This is a genomic window from Bartonella sp. LJL80 (assembly GCF_054871565.1).
On record NZ_JBTXLM010000005.1, the window covers coordinates 1 to 17,556 of the forward strand.

Consider the following 17,556-nt stretch of genomic DNA (forward strand, 5'->3'; position numbering starts at 1 on the left):
TGGCTATGGATGCCCCTGCTTCATGGTGTGTTGTCTCAAAAGAGATGACCCCATGGGGTAGGGGGTATCTATGGCTTTTTTCCCCCGGAAACCGCTATTTCGTGTTGTGACTATCCTTCAAAAAAAAGAAAATAACACGTTGCAAGCAACAGGCTCATACGACTGATGTCTGAGCGCAAACGGATAACAGCACCACCGTTGCAGAACTTGGCACTAGAGCATTTCCAGAAAAAGTTGAATCGGCTTTTTCGTTGGACAATGCGACAAATAAAAAATCTGGAGCAAATCCATGCCCCCAAAAAAAGAAGGTTTACTCTAGTCGAGCGGTTCCCAAAAAGTGGAAACCGGTTTTAGGATAAGAACCGCGTAAAAACAATGGATGAGAGCAGACCCATGACCTCACTCAAGTGACTCTGCTCTAGAGAACGAAATCTATTTTCAAAAGCGAATAGTGTGTTTTACCTTAAGGGAAAAACAGTTCCAATCCTGATAGGATGTAAAAAGGGTTCGTCAGAGCATTGCCAACAGAAGCTGATAGACTTTTAGGTGAGGAAAAAGACGAAAAAACACAGAATTAGAGTGAAACCATGACCCGATGAAAAACGGCGTCAAACTTTTCGGGAATTGTCCTAGGGTCAGGACCTATTTATTTGAACGAAATGGTATGAGAAAATTTTGTTGAGAACGAGGAGAAGAGCCGCAGGAAATATGAATATTTTCAAGGGGCTTCGACAAAATTATCAGCAAAATTGACCATATTCCGAAGGGACACAAAAACAGCTTCAATCTGCATGATAGAAAAGCTCATACCTAAGCATACAACTTGGCTTTCGCTTTCCTTCGCGCATCTTTTTGCTGTTATTGTGCCATATCAGTCAAATTAATAGGTCCTGACCCTAGCCTTTCAGCCATGTTTGCTGTCGTAAAGAGGCTCCCGAATATGATTGCAAGCGACAAGTTTTGTCGCTCGCTGTTCATGTTGTAAGGTAAAACGGGAAAGCGTTTTGCTATCCTATAAAACCGAGAATGAAAGTGCGGAAAGTGCAGACATCCAGCCAATTGCATCCCGGACTGTTTCACATTCAAACCCTACAGTGACGGCATCAATGCGTTTGGCAGGCGGCAAATGCATAGCCTGATCTGCCAGTGCAGGTATCGAAACAACAAATTGTGCCAGAAAAGGTGTGGTGAGGACAAAGGGCTTGATCTCGCTACGGCGTTTAACTGCCTGAAAAGCTGCTTTTTGAATGAGCTCTCGCGCTTTTATCGGTGAAAGCGAACGTGCCGCGCGATTACCCAAGGCGTGTTTGACCACAGCAAATTCCGCTTGCGGAAAAAGCGGTAGGTTTTGCTCTTTTGTGCAGTCATCACCGGTAACAAGACCAACGGAAATTCCCAGCTCGCCTGCATAGGCCCCATAGATACCCGGCTCGCCCAGACGGTGATCGCCAAGATAGATGGCGCGGAAAGCTTTCCCGTTGGTGGTATGGGCAAGAACACCGTTCAGGCTTGCCCCGCCATGATGGCCGGTTAGGAAGAGGAGGTCAAACCCCTCATTCAAGCCCGCAGCCATATTTTGTGGTTTGGGTTTACCAAGGATCAATTCGGCTTCAGGGTGCAAAAGTTCGGGCAAAAGATTGACCATGGGGCCATGGGAATCATTGACGACCACCTCGCTTGCACCAGCCTCAAATGCACCGAGAATGGCGGCATTCACCTCTTCAGTCATCAAGCGCCGGGCGCGTTCATATTCGGTATTTCCCGGGGTACATTGCTGGCTTGTAACAACACCGGCGACACCTTCGATATCGGCAGAGATGAAGAGCTTCATGAAATTGTACTTTCTTGTTTTAGAAGCCCATGGCCATGCATGATGGACACAGGCAACAATATGATAAAATAGCTTGAAAACTATGCCAGATTTCGACCGCTTGATGCAACCGTGGAGCGCCATTGAAACGCTCACATTTTCGCGCACGATATCGCATGCTTTGATTAGGAATTCAAAACATAAATTCCAATAAATAATTTTATAAAATAAAATATTAATCATATAATTTTGATTTTATTGCTTATTATAAAATTTGTATTATTTATTTATACTTTAATTTTATTTAATATTGCATATTTATATAGATATTTGTTATATATTATATATTGAAACCGATAATTAATGACATTCAATGTAGATAAGATTTCATTTATTATTAAAATAAATGAAAAAGAAACAAATAATTATAAGAGAATAGTAAATATATCTCTTTTTTAACTTGACTCATATGTCGTTGCGTGACCTTATGGTTAAAAGCAAGCGTAAATGATCGAATCGCTTTTTGGCGGTTTGGTTTTTTATTTTTGGGTTTGGGACAATTGCATTGGGCAGTTGTTGGGATAAAGGGTGGGTTACTCTTGTGATTAAATTTGCCCCCCCCCCCCCCCCCCCAAGAATTTAAATAAAAAATATTTTTCAATAGCTTATGCAGATTTTAAGCTAAATTCTGTTTTCAATAAGCGGTTGAAACTGACAACGTTGTTTTTAGGCGTGAGCTTATTTTCTTTAGTAGGCACACATTCACATACTATGGCGCAAAATCTGCCATGCACATTGGTAAATGCGACAGAGGCAAGTTGTGGTGGAGGAACTTTACTTAATCCAGCTAATTCAGCCACGTCATATGATTTTTATGGAAATAATTCTTCACTCGGAAAAAAACTCAACGATTTGAATATTGTTACCGTTGTCATGAATGGTAGGGGTACCGGAGCAAAGGGGCATGGTCTTTATCTCGATGAAGACGTTACGATTACTTCTGGGATACTCGATATCACGGTCAATGGTATGGCCGCTGATGGAATACAAATAAATCGTAACCGTTTTGTAGCAAATATTCCTAATAAACTTATAATTCATGCCAATGGCTATTCTAGTGACGCAATTAATATAACCATCAATACACAAGCGACTCTAAATGTTGGTGATTATGCTGAGCTTTATTCGCAATCAGGTTCAGCAGCACGTGTGAACATTGGCTATAATTTGGATTACCCGGCAACGTTGAATATAGGTAAATATGCTATTCTTGAAACACAAGGTGATGGCAACAACGTCAGTGATGCAGCAGGATATGGTGTTTATGCTGGTGGCCGTAGCAATGAAACGAATACTGCTGGCAGCGCTTCTATGCCTCTCGGCAATGCTCCCAAAATTAGTATTGGAAATGGGAGCCAAATAATTACATCGGGCAAGGATGCTTTTGCCGTTTTCGCAAATAGGACTGGTGTTATTACATTAAGTAGTACGAATATTACGACAACAGGGCAGGGTGCCCACGGAATTGTTACGCAAGATGGAGACGTTGTCTATCAAGGAGTGACCAATTCCTTCAAGGGCGGTCAGGTATATTTGACCGGCGACACGAATGTTTCGGTTGATGTGACCAAGGGCAGCTACGCGATGTACTCTAGCGGATTGGAGTCGCTTATTGCTTCGCAGAAGCCGGACGGAACTTTGATGCCAGCTAAGTATGCCGTGACCGGTGATTTGATCGCTGACAGACAAGGTGTTATCGACCTTCATATGAGCGATGGCTCGAGGTTGACCGGTAATGCCAATAAAGAGCTCACTGCTGCGACAGCTGCTGATCGCGGTGTGATTAAGCTTGATATTGATGGTGCAAGCAGTCATTGGCAGATGTGGCAAAGCTCGAATGTGACGGATTTGAAACTTGGTCATAACGCCAAAGCTTCACTTGGTGACCAGACTATTGCTGTGACGAATGCCAATAAGGTAACATTGTCTGTTGATAATCTTTCTGGCAATGGTTTGTTCAACCTGCGCACCGACATGGCACCGACGGCTTTGTTTGGTGATCTGCTTGAAATTCGTTCAAGTAGCGCAGGTTCGCATCAAATGGTGTTTACCGATAATCGCACTGGTGGCTATACCGGCACCGAAGAATTAAAAGTCGTCGATTTTATAGGTACTAACCAATCCGATAACAATGCGGTTTTTAGCAGTGCTGGTGCTGATGTTGGGCCATATGTCTATGGTTTGAGCCAATATGCCGATGGCAACTGGTATTTGTCTCACAAAGAGACGCCGCAACCACCGGTTAATCCCAATCCACCGCCGGTAACGCCTCCAAGCCCTCCGGTGACACCGCCTTTGACAAATACGGCAGACAATTCGGCAAATTTCTTGAACGTGAACTATTATTTGGGCTTTATCGAGAACCAGACATTGCTTCAACGTATGGGCGAACTTCGTCGTTCACCTGACAAGGATGGTGAGGTGTGGATGCGCAGCTTTGGTGGCGGCCTTGACCAGTTTTCAGGAGACCGGCTATCCGGCTTTGATATGACCTATTGGGGCATACAGGGCGGTGTTGATAAGCGCATTGAGCTGAATAACCATGCAGCGGATTTGTTTGTTGGCCTTATGGGCGGCTATACCAAGGGTGATATTGACTTCAAAATCGGTGACGGTGATGCTGAGCAATACCACATTGGTGCCTATGTGACCTATAAGCATCAAAATGGTTTTTATGTTGATGCACTTGCCAAATACCTCCATGCAGAAAATGACTTCGACACCAAGACAGTCAATGGGTATCGTGTGAATGGCGATGGCGACATGGATGGCTATGCGCTTGGTGCTGAGATAGGGCAGCGTTTCTACAAGGATCGGACAAGCAAGCTTGGTCTTTATGTCGAACCACAGGTTCAGTTGACCTGGACGCATATGGGCAGTGGTACGATCAGTTCGAGCAATGGACTTCGTACCAAACTTGGCAGTTATGATAGCCTTTTGGGGCGTGCGAGTGCGGTCTTTGGGTATTCACTTGTCAATGATGGCAATCCGGTCGATCTCTACTTTAAGACGGGTTATCTGAAAGAATTCGACGGAGATACGGATTATACTTTCAATAACACATTCGTCGAAAAATATAGTTTTGATACAGGCTGGTGGGATAATGGTATCGGCATGAATGTTCAGGTTGATAAGAACAAAAACCTTTACATGGATGCCAACTATGCCATCGGTGGCACCTTTAATGCGTGGCAGTTGAATGCGGGCTACAGACAGCAATTTTAAAGCTGTCTGGATTACGCAGCGGTCTATGGAATTATACCGTTGGAGATGAGTAGTTTTAGGATCGATTTGACCCCTTAGATCCATCTAAGGCTGCTCTAGGCAGACACCCAATCTGCCGGACCCGACCAGATCTAGACTGGTCGGGTTTTCATGCGTGATAGAGGCCGAATGTTAAAACGCACCAAACCGCTAACTTACACAAATTACTATCCATTTTTGCATGGATAGGTTCTGACTCAAGTGCATTCTGATGACGGTATCGGTTGAATGGGAACGCTAAAGGGGGCGGAGGGCTTGTATCGGTTTGCGCAATGTCCGATCAAAAGGGTTGAGCCTGTTGCCGATGAGCACTGCCTCTTTTTGCAAAAGCTGCTGCATCAATGTCGCTCTTTCGTCATTCAGCCTGTCGCTTAGAGTGCCAACACTCAAGGCTGCGACCGGATAGCCATTATTATCCAAAATCGGCACGGCAAGTCCGGCCATACCCGAAATAAGCTGGAAATTGAAATGGGCTACACCCTTTTGATGCACAGATTTGATGGTCGTGCGCAGGTCGATTTCATCCATATTGGAACGGTCAAGAATACGCGGCATGTTAAACTGGATGATGGCATCCTGCTCCTCTTTTGGCAAGAATGCCAATATGGAAAGGCTGCCTTGACCAATACCGAGCGGAACACGCCCGCCAATATCGCCGGTAAAGGAGCGGATGGGAAACGGGCCATCGATACGATCAAGGCAGACAGCATCAAAATTATGCCGCACCATCAAAAACACCGTGTCATTGAGCGTGGCTGAAAGCCTGAGCAGCGAGGGGCGCGCAATCTGCAACAAGTTGTCGCCATGGGCAGCATTGGCTGCCAGCAGAAAGAAGTCGAGCGATAGGCGATAACGTTTTGAACCTTCGACCTGTTCGACAAATTTCTCTTCCACCAATGAGGAGAGAAGACGATGCACCGAGGAAGCAGTCAACCCGCCATCAGCGGCTATGTCTTGTATGCGTGCGCCATCCTTGGTCGCACTGGCAAGATAACGTAGAATATGTAGCGACTTGTTCAAACTGCTATTCATAAAACCTCTTTACGACGAAAAATAAAATTAAATTCCTAAAATTAAATATAGAATTCTGAAATACAGAATAATTAAAAAATTTATTCTGTAAATTGAATTTTTAATTAGAGCTATTCCAGAAGTTGTGCCACATTTTTGAAAAATGCGGCGAACGGTCATTGGGAAAATCCCCCTCGCGTCAGCCTAAAAACACGGAACAAACCGGCCTTCCGGCCAGGTATGAGGAGCGCCAATGTCTTTTTTGGAATTGCAAGAGCTTACGAAGATCTATGGTTCGTTTACGGCGGTGAAGGACTTCTCGCTCAATGTTGAAAGGGGCGAGTTCATATCCTTGTTGGGGCCATCGGGATGCGGCAAGACAACAACCTTGCAGATGTTGACCGGCCTTGTGGAACCGACAAAGGGCAAGCTTATATTGGATGGCCGCGACATGACAAGGCTGCGGCCCGCAGCGCGCGGGCTTGGTGTCGTTTTTCAAAGTTACGCGCTTTTTCCCCATATGACGGTGAGCGAAAATGTCGCCTTCGGGTTGGAAATGCGTGGCGTCGCCAAAGCCGAACGGCAGCAACGGGTGCGCAAAATCCTTGATATGGTGCAACTCGACCACCTGCATGACCGCTATACGCGCCAAATGTCGGGCGGCCAAAGGCAGCGGGTGGCCATTGCCCGCGCCTTGGTGATTGCACCGCCGGTGTTGTTGCTCGATGAACCGCTATCAAACCTTGATGCGAAATTGCGTGAGGAAATGCAATTTGAACTGCGGCGTATCCAGAAAAAAGTCGGCATTACCACCATCATGGTAACGCACGATCAGGCCGAAGCGCTTTCGATCAGCGATCGTGTGGTGGTGATGGAAAAAGGCACCATCACACAGGTTGGTTCACCTTACGAACTTTATGAAAATCCGCAGAATGATTTTATTTCCGCCTTTGTCGGCAAATCCAATGTGCTAAGCGGTAGCTTTGTAGACGCGATTGCAGCCGGACAGGCCATCACCATCCGGCCAGAAAAATTACGGCTTGTGAATGTTGATCATGCGCGGTTGCAGGGGCAGGTCGTCAACCGTTATTTCCTCGGCGCCAACTGGCTGGTCAATGTCGATGGCCCCGCCGGGTTGCTCACCATCAGCCTGCCCAATGTCGGCACGCTGCCGCCCCTCGAAGGTGAAACAGTGGGCATTGCTTGGGAAGACACCGATTGTCGTGTCATTACGGTCAGGCAGGGTGGGTGATTGCAGATGGCAAAGGCGAAACCCTCATCTTTCACTCCATGGGCATTGGCGTTCCCAAGCCTTTTGCTGTTTACCGGCATGGTGCTTTTGCCGTTGGCTCTTGTCACTATCCTGTCTTTCAATGTCTTCGATTACAACAAGGGCGTGCAGGACAGTTATACATGGGCCAACTATGTCGTGGTCATAACCGACAGTTACTATCTGGAGATATTCTGGCGCACCATCAAATTGTCGCTCATCACCACCGTGATTTGTATCATTCTCGGTGGGTCTGAAGCCTACATCCTGTCACGTATGCGTGCGCCTTGGCGCTCCATCTTCCTGCTGATTATTCTTGGGCCATTATTGGTCTCGGTGGTTGTGCGCGCGTTTGGCTGGAGCATGGTATTGGGTTCCGAAGGCGGCTGGGGGGTGTTGCAGTCATATTTGGGATTTGCACCGACATCGTTGCTCTATACCGAATATGCCATCATCATCGCTCTTGTTCATATCATGCTGCCTTTCATGGTGATACCGGTATGGACATCGTTGCAGAAGATCGACCCCATGCTGGAAGCAGCAGCCCTGACGCTTGGCGCATCGCGGTTTACCGCGTTTCGTCGCATCGTCCTTCCGCAATCCATTCTTGGGCTGTTATCGGGCAGTTTACTGGTCTTCAGCCTTTCAGCGAGTTCCTTCGCCATTCCCGGCCTTCTGGGCGGACGACGGCTGAAAATGGCGGCTACCGTTGTTTATGACGAGTTTATGGTTGATCTCAATTGGCCGCAAGGAGCCGCCATTTCCATCATCATCCTGATTGCCATTCTGTTCATCATGGTTGGCTGCAACCAATATGTTGAAACAAGAGCCAAAAGAAAGCTTTATCAATGATACGCAATGGCCCGCTTGCCCTGTTATTGCATACCGCGATTACCTGTTTTGTGCTGTTGCCGCTGGTTGTCGTTGTGCTGGTGGCGTTCACGCCGGAAAACACATTGTCCATGCCATGGGCAGGACTGTCTTTGCGGTGGTTCTATGCCATTTTCGACAATGCCTTGTTTGTCGATGCTTTTGGCAACAGCCTGTTATTGGGGGGAATTGCTGCAACGCTTTCTACGCTATTTGCTGTTCCTGCTTCATTGGCCGTTTCCCGCTATCGGTTTGCCGGTGCAGGCGCGTTGAATGCGCTTTTCCTTTCTCCACTCATTATCCCGCATCTGGTATTGGGGGTGGCACTCGTTCGACTGTTTTCCCTGATCGGCGTCACCGGATCTTTCTCGTGGTTGATCTTGGCGCATGTGACCATTATCACCCCCTATTGCATGCGGTTGATCTTGTCGGCGCTGAATGGCTTTGATGAAAATGCCGAACATGCGGCGCGTACATTGGGCGCAAGCGAGTGGACAGTCTTCCGCCGTATAACGCTGCCTTTGCTGTTGCCAGGTATTTGTGGCGGCTGGCTGCTGGCCTTCATCAACAGTTTCGATGAACTGACCATGTCTATCTTTATCACGTCACCAACAACCTACACCTTGCCGGTGCGCATGTATATGTATGCCAGCGAATCCATAGACCCGATGATGGCGGCTATTTCCGCTTTGATGATCGTTTTGACAGCAATCGCCATGTTTGTCATTGACCGGTTGTTCGGGCTGGATCGGCTATTGGTGGGAAAGGGCTGAACGATGGAACCATGTCGCTCGCGTTTCAAGCGTCTGGCCGTTTGTTGCGACCGTCTGCCTATCCGATTTTGGATCAACGGTATTGCCTATGAAGCCTATAGCGGTGACACGGTGTTGACGGCTATTTTGAGTGTTGTCAGCCATGTGCGGTTGAGTGACTTCAACAAAACACCTCGCGCCGGTTTTTGCCTTATCGGTGTGTGTCAGGATTGTTATGTCGCCCTGACCGATGGGCACCGTGTGCGGGCATGCACCACATTGTTGCAGCCGGATATGCATTTCATGATCGAGAAGGCTGAACAGCATGGCGAAGCATGAGAAAATTGTCATTGTCGGGGCCGGACCGGCTGGAATACGCGCGGCGCATGCACTGGTTGAGGCCGGTATTTCCCCTGTTGTGATCGATGAGGCACGCCAATGCGGCGGGCAGATCTATCGGCAAAGTTTTGTTGGTGACGGGCGGCCGAAAGTAGCCCTTTACGGCGACCAGTCGCACAAAGCCGCTAGGTTGCATAGGCTCTTTACACGGTTGAGCCCCGCAATCGATTATCACCCGCAAACCACCGTATGGCATTTGCAGGAAAAAACACTGCATTTGAGCGGCAATGGCACGCATGACGATATGCCATTTGACCGGTTGATTTTGGCAACAGGGGCGACAGACCGGGTTTTGCCATTTCAAGGCTGGACACTGCCCGGCGTATACACTTTGGGGGCCGCACAAACGGCTTTGAAAGCGCAAGCAACACTTGTCAGCGACGATATTGTTTTTATGGGTGCAAGCCCGCTGCTTTATCTTGTAGCCTATCAATATATGAAAGCGGGAGCGCGCGTCAGGGCCATACTTGATACCGCGCCCATGGCAACAAAACGCCATCTTATCGCCGCAGCCATGCATGATTTTCTCACAATCTGGCGTGGCCTTGCCTATGCGGTGAAGCTCAAGGCTGCCGGTGTAGACATTATCAGTGGTGTGCAACAGGTCACAGCACAGGGAGGGGCGTGTATCGAAGCCGTCACATTTAAAAAAGGCGGCTCAATCCATACAATAGCGACCAAGGCACTTGCCTATAATTTCGGCCTTCGGTCTGAAACCCAACTGGCTGATCTTGCCGGTGTGACATTTGCCTTTAACCCGCAGGATAGGGCATGGGCGCCCAAGAGCGGTGTGGATACGCGTACATCGCGCAATGATGTTTATCTGGCCGGCGATGGGGCGTCGATTGAAGGGGCAGACGCTGCCGAACTATCGGGAGAAATCGCCGCCTTGTCAGTTTTGGCCGATATGGGCCGCTCTTACGACAGCAAGCGCCATCACGTACTTATCAACAAGCGACAGAAACTGCGCCATGCAAGAAAGCCCTTTGACAAAGCCTTTCCTTTCCCGCTTCACTGGATGGCGCAAGTACCTGACGATCTGGTTTTGTGCCGCTGTGAAGAGATCACCATTGCTAATATCCGTAACCGGCAGCAATTCTACCAACAATGGGAAATGAACCGCTCCAAAGCGGTCAGCCGTGTGGGCATGGGGCGTTGTCAGGGGCGTATGTGCGGCGCTGCGCTGGCCGAGCTTTTGCGCCTCGACCATGCCTGTGCAGTTGAAGATATAGGGCGGTTGCGTGCGCAACCGCCGATCAAGCCGCTTTCTATTAAAGAAGGGTGATCGGTGCTGCATGTCGGTAAAACAAGAATGTGATGTGGTGATTATCGGCGGCGGGCTTGCAGGAGCTGCAACGGCTTTGTTTCTGGCACGCAGAAAGCTGTCCGTCATTCTATTAGAAAAAGCCTATTGCGGTGCGCAGGCCAGTGGCGTCAATTATGGCGGTGTCAGGCGGCAGGGGCGCGCACCGGTGCAAATGGCCCTGTCGCAATATGCCTATGATATCTGGCAGCGTTTGCCGGAACTTATCCATACCGATGGCGAGTATCAGATCAGCGGCCATTTAAAACTCGCCCGCAGCGATGCGGCTTTTGTAAAGCTGCAACATTATGCCGAAAGCGTCAAAGACTTTCCATTGGGCCTGCAACTCTACGATGGGCTGGAAGTAAAACAGCGCTTCCCCTGGTTACAGGGCGCGGTGTCGGGGGCATCATTCTGCCCGGGGGACGGGCAAGCCAATCCACGTCTGGTTTCTCCGGCTTTTGCGCGCGCTGCACAGGCGGCAGGAGCTGATATTTATGAACAGACCTGCGTGGAGAGTGCCGCATATCATGGCCATTGTTTTGTGGTGAAAACACAAACAGCAATGGAAATTCGCGCGCAATTTCTGGTCAATGCCGCGGGCGCATGGGCTAATACTGTGGCCGGTTGGTTCGATGAAACGGTGCCATTAAAAAAAATCTATCCGCTGATGGTCGTGACAGAACCTGTAGCACCACAGATTCCGGTAAGTCTGGGGCAGGAGGGCGGCGGCTTTTACTGCCGTCAGGTCGAGCGCGGCAATCTGGTGGCGGGTGGCGGGCGCGGTATACCCTGCCAAGGGGGAGATTTCTCGCGACCGGTTGCGGCAAATATTCTGGCATTGATGCGCGACATGCGCGCACTGTTTCCGGCCATGGGCAATGCCATGGTTATTCGCAGCTGGACTGGTACCGAGGGCGAAATGCCCGACCACCAGCCGGTAATCGGCGAAAGCCGGACAACGCCAAACCTTTTCCACGCCTTCGGCTTTTCGGGTGCGGGATTTCAAATTGCACCGGGTGTTGGATCGGTCATTGCCGAACTCATCGCCACGGGCAAATCACCGGTCGATCTTCAAGGGTTTAAGATCGACCGTTTTAAAAACAGCTGAACAATAAGAGCAAAGGGGAATGATATGACTTTAAAATCAACTTTTCTGACAACGGGAATTTTCGCAATATGCCTGCCTTTCACGCAGGCTGCAGCACAGCAGAAAACGCTTTATGTCGGCATGAATGGTGGCAACTTCGAGCGTGCCTTCAGCGAATATGTGTTTCCGCCTTTTGAAAAGGAAAACAATGTTCGCATCGTCGTTGTTCCCGGCACGTCTGCCGATATTATGGCTAAGGCTGTCGCTGCAAAAGATAATCCGCAAATGCATTTGATCTTTCTGGATGATGGCGTCATGAACCGCGCTATCAGCGCTGGCCTATGCCAGCCGATCGATGATGCACCGGTGTTGAAACAGCTGGCACCCGCGGCCATAATGAAGGACCGCATGGCCATTGGTATCGATATGGGCATGACCGGCCTTGGCTATAACAAGAAAATGTTTGCCGAGCAGCATTGGCCGGCACCAACATCATGGATTGATTTGGCCGACCCGAAATTCAAGGGCAAGGTGGTGTTCCAATCGGCTTCGGTTTCATCCTTCGGGCTGCATGCCTTTCTGATGTTTAACCGTATCGAAGGCGGTGATGAAAATAACGTCGAACCGGGCTTCAAGGCTTTTCCTGAAAAGATCGCCCCCAATGTCATTGAATATATTCCCAATTCAGCGAAAATATCGGAAATGGTGCAAACCAACGAGGCGGCCATTTTTCCTCTCACGCCCACAGGGGCGGCCAATTTTCAGGAAAAAGGCATCGATGTCGGATATGCACAGCCAAAGGAAGGCTCGGTGCTGCTGATGGTTGCAGAATGCGCTATCGCCAGAAATTCCGAACCGGAATTGACGCAGAAACTTGCCCACTACATTCTTTCGCCTGAAGCCCAAAGTCTGGCACTTGCCCATGGCAACGTCTTGCCGTCCAACCAGACCGTTCATGCAACCACAGCGCAAGCCGAAGACCATTTGCAGAAATTCAACGACTATCTCAAAAATACCGTCATTTTGAATTGGGATGCCATCAACGCGAAGCGCCCCGAATGGAATAATCGTTGGAACCGGCGGATTGAACGTTAAATCTGCTGAAACATCATGGATAAGCCACGACGGTAGAAACAAAGGGAGGCAAAGCCCTCCCTTTTTAATGGAATGCATTCATCTGCATCATTCCAATATGGAATGGACGAAGGCCGTTTTGTCGCTTCAAGAAGGTTTCAAGGGGCGATAGGCTGCATTGCTATCAAATGCGGCCCCATCAAATGCGGCAATGCACTTATAAACGAGGGAGAGACGTTATGCAGCTGGTTTCGCCAGATACTATCCGCACCTATTTTTCATTGGCCATGTCGGAAATGTACAAAAAGGAAGTTCCACAATATGGCGTTCTGGTGGATCTGGTGCGCGAGGTGAATGATGAAGCGCGCAAGCGCGATCCTGAACTTGACCGGCGTATCCGTGAAAATGAAGAAGAAGAACGTCTGGACTTGGAGCGACATGGCGCGATCCGCATTGGTACGGGCGAAGAGCTTGGCACGATGAAGCGGCTCTTTGCCGTCATGGGTATGTTTCCCGTGGGCTATTACGATCTCTCCGTGGCGGGCATGCCGATCCATTCAACGGCATTCCGCCCCTATGGCAAGGAGTCACTCCGGTTAAACCCATTCCGTGTCTTTACGTCGCTTTTACGAACCGACCTGTTGGAAAGCCCGGCGCTTGCAAAAAAGGCCGATGAAATTCTGGCCCGCCGCAACATTTTTACCAACGGATGTTTGCAGCTGATTGAAAAGGCGGAAAAGCAAGGCGGGCTTGCAGATGCGGATGCCAGACAGTTTGTAGCCGAAGCACTGGAAACATTTCGCTGGCATAGCGAGGCTACCGTCAGCGCCGAGACTTACGAGCAATTCCGGGCAGCCCATCCGTTGGTTGCGGATATTGTCTGTTTCAAAGGGCCTCACATCAACCATTTGACGCCACGCACCCTTGACATTGATGCCGTGCAGGAAGGGATGCCGAAAAAAGGCATCGCACCCAAAGCGGTTATTGAAGGGCCGCCGCATCGCGATGTGCCGATATTTTTGCGGCAGACGAGTTTCAGGGCGTTACAGGAACCGATTGCGTTCCAGACAGCTTCGGGTGAAACAAGCCAGAATGGTACGCATACGGCGCGCTTCGGTGAGATTGAACAAAGGGGTGCCGCGCTCACACCCAAAGGGCGGGCGCTTTACGACAAGCTTTTATTGGAAACGCGCGCTTCGGTGCAACTAAAAGGTGATGGCAGCAATGCACATGAATATATGACGCAGCTGAAAGCCAAGTTTGCAGCTTTCCCCGACGATGAAACGATCCTGCGCCGCGAGCGGTTTGCCTATTTCCATTACAAGGTGACGGGTAAGAGCGGCGCACCGGATAGCACAGATATCGAAGTCTTGATCGATGGCGGTTTTGTCGAGGCAACGCCGATCACTTATGAGGATTTCTTACCCGTCAGTGCCGCCGGTATCTTTCAGTCCAATCTGGGAGATGAAAGCCAGAAAAACTTTGCCGGTAATGCAAACTATGCCGCATTTAAAGCGGATTTGGGCGGCGATGTTATCGACAGTGACGACCTTTACGAGACAGAGCAAAATCAGTCGCTGGAGCAGGTCTGGAAAGATTTGAGGTAAAAAAATATCGCTGTTTGATCGACCGTGTTTTTCGAATGCGCGCGCCATGCAGATCAAGCTGGCTTTCGCTATCTTGATATTAGAGCGGTTCCCGATTGATGTGAATCAGTCAATCGGATAAGATACCGCGACAAATCAAAAGCTTGAGACGCGCCGGCCGGATGCTATCTGTTCGAAAAGCGCTCTAAACCGGATGGTTCATTCCATCCGGCTTTCAGCCTCTAATTATCAGTCCTCAGATGTCACTATCATAGGGATTGATAAAGGTACGGGCATCCTGCTTATCCGACGCGGCCAGAGCCGGTTGGCGGGAGTGCGGACGGGTGAGGCTGATGACCCATTTCACAAAGGGGTCGATGGCTGGATTGTGCCGTGAACGATAGGGTATGACAACGTAATACGCACCACTGCTGAATTGTGGTGCTTCATCCAAGGCTATCAATAGTCCGTTGCGCAACTCTTCCTGTACCAGAAATGTCGGCACCAGTGCCATACCCATGCCAGCTGCAGCGGCTTGGATGGTCATCGAAAACTGGTCGAATATCGGCCCGCGATAAGGATTTGTCAGTGTGCAGCCGACCTTCTCCGACCATTCCTGCCACATATGCGGACGTGTCGATTGTTGTAACAAGACTGTCTTTCCAAGATCGTCTGCATGTTTGACAACATGCTTCTTCATGTAATTGGGGCTGCCGACGGCGATGATCGCGTCGTGACACATATAGATCAGCTCGCCATAGGGCCAAACCGGCGCGCCATAATGCAATGCCAGATCGACGGGATTTTCATTAAAGTCAAACGGGTTGAGCTCGGTTGTCACCTCAACGGTAATCGCGGGATGCTGATCCATGAATTGTGGAAGATTGGGAATAAGCCAGCGTGCAGCCAAAGTGGGTATCGAAGCGATGCGCAATGTTGTCTCGCTCCCTGATGATGCAATGATGGAATGGGTTTCCGTTTCATAATCATAGAGAATACGCCTGACCGATTGCAGATAGCGCTCGCCTTGCGGGGTTAGTTCCACACGGCCTTTCGCGCGGTTGAACAGAACAACGCCCAAAGTCGTCTCGAGATTTTTGATCTGTTTGCTGATGGCGCTTTGTGTCAGCGAAAGCTCGTCGGCTGCCGTGGTGAAGTTTTTATGCCGCCCCGCTGCTTCAAAGGCCGTAAGCTCCTGCAACGACGGCATAAGGCTTCGCGATAACGCCATGTCCCCCTCCATTCCATTTCGTCATGGTGTGATGAATTACCATCATTTGTTCTTTACCACAAGAATAGGGAAAGAATAGCCACAACGAAGAAACTACAAGAGAGGCGACCATGCAACATCATTATGACTTGAAAGCTGAAACCGGAAAAATTCTGGAAAAGATTGGGGTTTCACCGCATCTCTATCGTGATGGCGATCTGGCCGTAACCTCTCCTATCTCCGGCGAGATCATCGCCCAAGTCGTACAAAGCACAGGCGCTGAAACCAAACAGGCGATTGAAAAAGCCGACGCCGCTTTCCGTATCTGGCGTCAGGTGCCAGCACCACGGCGGGGTGAATTTGTCCGGCTTCTGGGTGAAGAATTACGTCGCTATAAGCACGATCTTGGCCGTCTTGTTTCGATAGAAGTGGGTAAAATCACCTCGGAAGGTCTGGGTGAAGTACAGGAAATGATCGACATATGCGATTTTGCCGTCGGTCTTTCACGTCAGCTTTATGGTTTGACCATGGGGTCGGAGCGTTGCGACCACCGTTTGCAGGAACAATGGCATCCGGTTGGCCCTGTCGGCGTTATTACCGCCTTCAATTTTCCGGTTGCGGTGTGGAGCTGGAATGCCGCCTTGGCCTTCGTTTGCGGTGACACGATTTTATGGAAACCATCAGAAAAGGCGCCGTTAACGGCATTGGCTGTGCAGGCGATTGCTGAAAAAGTCGTGGCCGCCTTTGACGAGGCACCTGCCGGTTTGGCGCAATTGCTGATCGGTGATTATAAAATAGGCGATGCGCTGGTCAATGATGGTCGTGTACCCGTCATCTCGGCCACCGGTTCAACCGCCATGGGCCGCATTGTCGGGCAGAATGTTGCCAAACGTTTCGGACGTTCCATTCTGGAATTGGGCGGCAATAATGCGGCAATTGTTACACCGTCAGCCGATCTGGAATTGGCACTCAGGGCTATTGCTTTCGGCGCGATAGGTACTGCGGGGCAAAGATGCACCACACTGCGCCGCTTGATGGTGCATTCCAGCGTCTATGACGCGTTGATTGGCAAATTGAAAAAGGTTTATGCCCATGTGAAAATCGGCAACCCGCTGGAAGATGGTGTTCTGGTGGGGCCATTGATTGATGAAGGATCTTTTCAGGCGATGGAGCGGGCTTTGGATGGCGCAAGAAAGGCCGGTGGCACTGTGCATGGTGGCGGACGCTATCAAGAAGGTGTGGCGCAAAATGCATTTTATGTGCGCCCCGCTTTGGTGGAAATGCTCGCGCAAAATGGCCCGATGGTGGATGAAACCTTCGCGCCTATTCTTTATGTCGTGAAATATGACAAACTTGACGAGGCAATCGCGCTGCAAAACGCTGTACCACAAGGTCTGTCGTCAGCAATCTTTACCACGGATATGCGTGAGGCTGAGCGTTTTGTCTCGGCTGTGGGTTCCGATTGCGGCATCGCCAATATCAATATGGGCTCTTCCGGGGCAGAAATCGGCGGTGCCTTTGGAGGTGAAAAGGAAACGGGTGGCGGGCGTGAGAGCGGTTCAGATGCATGGAAAGCCTATATGCGACGGCAGACCAATGCGATTAACTATGGCTATGAAATGCCATTGGCACAAGGGGTGAAATTCGACATTCAGGCAGATTAAAGCGCTTCCCAAAAAGTGTGTAACGCATCCGCCGGAAAAACAGTCCCCCGGACTGTTTTTTCCCCGGCTCCTATCGGGAAAGAAGCGTTGTGCGAATAACAGTCGGGTCGTCATGAGGGACTTTTGGTCCGAGCTGATCAGACTGAACGGAATATAGTTTGGAATTGCGGTTTCTGACGCATAAGCCTTCGGT

The 17,556-nt window shown here is 49.6% G+C and carries 13 protein-coding genes; 10 read left to right on the forward strand and 3 right to left on the reverse strand.

Annotated features, from left to right (window positions below):
• Positions 1-1,012 precede the first annotated feature (1,012 nt).
• On the reverse strand, positions 1,013-1,831 hold the full coding sequence (locus ACYSNS_RS09220) for a M55 family metallopeptidase (protein ID WP_461722863.1): 819 nt from the start codon (positions 1,829-1,831) through the stop codon (positions 1,013-1,015).
• Positions 1,832-2,581: 750 nt separating this feature from the next.
• On the opposite strand from ACYSNS_RS09220, the gene ACYSNS_RS09225 reads away from it, so the two are divergent.
• Complete coding sequence (locus ACYSNS_RS09225; protein WP_461722864.1) at positions 2,582-5,095, forward strand: autotransporter outer membrane beta-barrel domain-containing protein; 2,514 nt, start codon at positions 2,582-2,584, stop codon at positions 5,093-5,095.
• Between the two features lie 276 nt (positions 5,096-5,371).
• Here the strand turns inward: ACYSNS_RS09225 and ACYSNS_RS09230 are convergent, their stop codons facing one another.
• The gene (locus ACYSNS_RS09230; RefSeq protein WP_461722865.1) at positions 5,372-6,166 is read right to left on the reverse strand and encodes an IclR family transcriptional regulator; all 795 of its coding nucleotides are present in this window, start codon (positions 6,164-6,166) and stop codon (positions 5,372-5,374) included.
• A 232-nt stretch (positions 6,167-6,398) separates the two neighbouring features.
• Here ACYSNS_RS09230 and ACYSNS_RS09235 point away from each other — a divergent pair, with 232 nt between their 5' ends.
• The 8 genes from ACYSNS_RS09235 (at position 6,399) to hglS (ending at position 14,510) form a co-directional block, all read left to right on the forward strand.
• Positions 6,399-7,397: an ABC transporter ATP-binding protein gene (locus ACYSNS_RS09235; protein ID WP_461722866.1), complete on the forward strand. Its 999-nt coding sequence runs from the start codon at positions 6,399-6,401 to the stop codon at positions 7,395-7,397.
• A 6-nt stretch (positions 7,398-7,403) separates the two neighbouring features.
• On the forward strand, positions 7,404-8,267 hold the full coding sequence (locus ACYSNS_RS09240; protein ID WP_461722867.1) for an ABC transporter permease: 864 nt from the start codon (positions 7,404-7,406) through the stop codon (positions 8,265-8,267).
• Entirely contained in the window at positions 8,264-9,058 is a 795-nt protein-coding gene (locus ACYSNS_RS09245; RefSeq protein ID WP_461722868.1) for an ABC transporter permease, read from the forward strand. The genes ACYSNS_RS09240 and ACYSNS_RS09245 overlap by 4 nt, the downstream gene beginning before the upstream one ends.
• 3 nt (positions 9,059-9,061) lie before the next feature.
• Complete coding sequence (locus tag ACYSNS_RS09250) at positions 9,062-9,376, forward strand: (2Fe-2S)-binding protein (RefSeq protein ID WP_461722869.1); 315 nt, start codon at positions 9,062-9,064, stop codon at positions 9,374-9,376.
• A complete protein-coding gene (locus ACYSNS_RS09255; protein ID WP_461722870.1) occupies positions 9,363-10,721 on the forward strand; it encodes an FAD-dependent oxidoreductase in 1,359 nt (452 codons plus the stop codon). The genes ACYSNS_RS09250 and ACYSNS_RS09255 overlap by 14 nt, the downstream gene beginning before the upstream one ends.
• A gap of 10 nt (positions 10,722-10,731) precedes the next feature.
• Entirely contained in the window at positions 10,732-11,850 is a 1,119-nt protein-coding gene (locus tag ACYSNS_RS09260) for an NAD(P)/FAD-dependent oxidoreductase (RefSeq protein WP_461722871.1), read from the forward strand.
• 24 nt (positions 11,851-11,874) lie between these two features.
• Positions 11,875-12,924 (forward strand): ABC transporter substrate-binding protein, encoded by a 1,050-nt coding sequence (locus ACYSNS_RS09265; RefSeq protein ID WP_461722872.1) that lies wholly within the window; start codon positions 11,875-11,877, stop codon positions 12,922-12,924.
• Between the two features lie 218 nt (positions 12,925-13,142).
• Positions 13,143-14,510 carry a 2-oxoadipate dioxygenase/decarboxylase HglS gene (gene hglS, locus ACYSNS_RS09270; RefSeq protein ID WP_461722873.1) on the forward strand — a complete coding sequence of 456 codons (1,368 nt, stop codon included), beginning with the start codon at positions 13,143-13,145 and terminating at the stop codon, positions 14,508-14,510.
• Between the two features lie 235 nt (positions 14,511-14,745).
• Here hglS and ACYSNS_RS09275 read toward each other — a convergent pair whose 3' ends face one another.
• Positions 14,746-15,720: a LysR family transcriptional regulator gene (locus ACYSNS_RS09275; RefSeq protein WP_461722874.1), complete on the reverse strand. Its 975-nt coding sequence runs from the start codon at positions 15,718-15,720 to the stop codon at positions 14,746-14,748.
• A gap of 110 nt (positions 15,721-15,830) precedes the next feature.
• On the opposite strand from ACYSNS_RS09275, the gene amaB reads away from it, so the two are divergent.
• Entirely contained in the window at positions 15,831-17,363 is a 1,533-nt protein-coding gene (gene amaB, locus ACYSNS_RS09280; protein WP_461722875.1) for an L-piperidine-6-carboxylate dehydrogenase, read from the forward strand.
• Positions 17,364-17,556 lie beyond the last annotated feature (193 nt).

Bases quoted from the DNA above. Each gene is read 5' to 3' on its own strand.
- ACYSNS_RS09260 (WP_461722871.1), top strand. From the start codon at position 10,732: ATGTCGGTAAAACAAGAATGTGATGTGGTGATTATCGGCGGCGGGCTT.
- ACYSNS_RS09250 (WP_461722869.1), top strand. From the start codon at position 9,062: ATGGAACCATGTCGCTCGCGTTTCAAGCGTCTGGCCGTTTGTTGCGAC.
- ACYSNS_RS09240 (WP_461722867.1), top strand. From the start codon at position 7,404: ATGGCAAAGGCGAAACCCTCATCTTTCACTCCATGGGCATTGGCGTTC.
- amaB (WP_461722875.1), top strand. From the start codon at position 15,831: ATGCAACATCATTATGACTTGAAAGCTGAAACCGGAAAAATTCTGGAA.
- ACYSNS_RS09220 (WP_461722863.1), bottom strand. From the start codon at position 1,831: ATGAAGCTCTTCATCTCTGCCGATATCGAAGGTGTCGCCGGTGTTGTT.
- ACYSNS_RS09275 (WP_461722874.1), bottom strand. From the start codon at position 15,720: ATGGCGTTATCGCGAAGCCTTATGCCGTCGTTGCAGGAGCTTACGGCC.
- hglS (WP_461722873.1), top strand. From the start codon at position 13,143: ATGCAGCTGGTTTCGCCAGATACTATCCGCACCTATTTTTCATTGGCC.
- ACYSNS_RS09265 (WP_461722872.1), top strand. From the start codon at position 11,875: ATGACTTTAAAATCAACTTTTCTGACAACGGGAATTTTCGCAATATGC.
- ACYSNS_RS09245 (WP_461722868.1), top strand. From the start codon at position 8,264: ATGATACGCAATGGCCCGCTTGCCCTGTTATTGCATACCGCGATTACC.
- ACYSNS_RS09255 (WP_461722870.1), top strand. From the start codon at position 9,363: ATGGCGAAGCATGAGAAAATTGTCATTGTCGGGGCCGGACCGGCTGGA.
- ACYSNS_RS09230 (WP_461722865.1), bottom strand. From the start codon at position 6,166: ATGAATAGCAGTTTGAACAAGTCGCTACATATTCTACGTTATCTTGCC.
- ACYSNS_RS09235 (WP_461722866.1), top strand. From the start codon at position 6,399: ATGTCTTTTTTGGAATTGCAAGAGCTTACGAAGATCTATGGTTCGTTT.
- ACYSNS_RS09225 (WP_461722864.1), top strand. From the start codon at position 2,582: ATGGCGCAAAATCTGCCATGCACATTGGTAAATGCGACAGAGGCAAGT.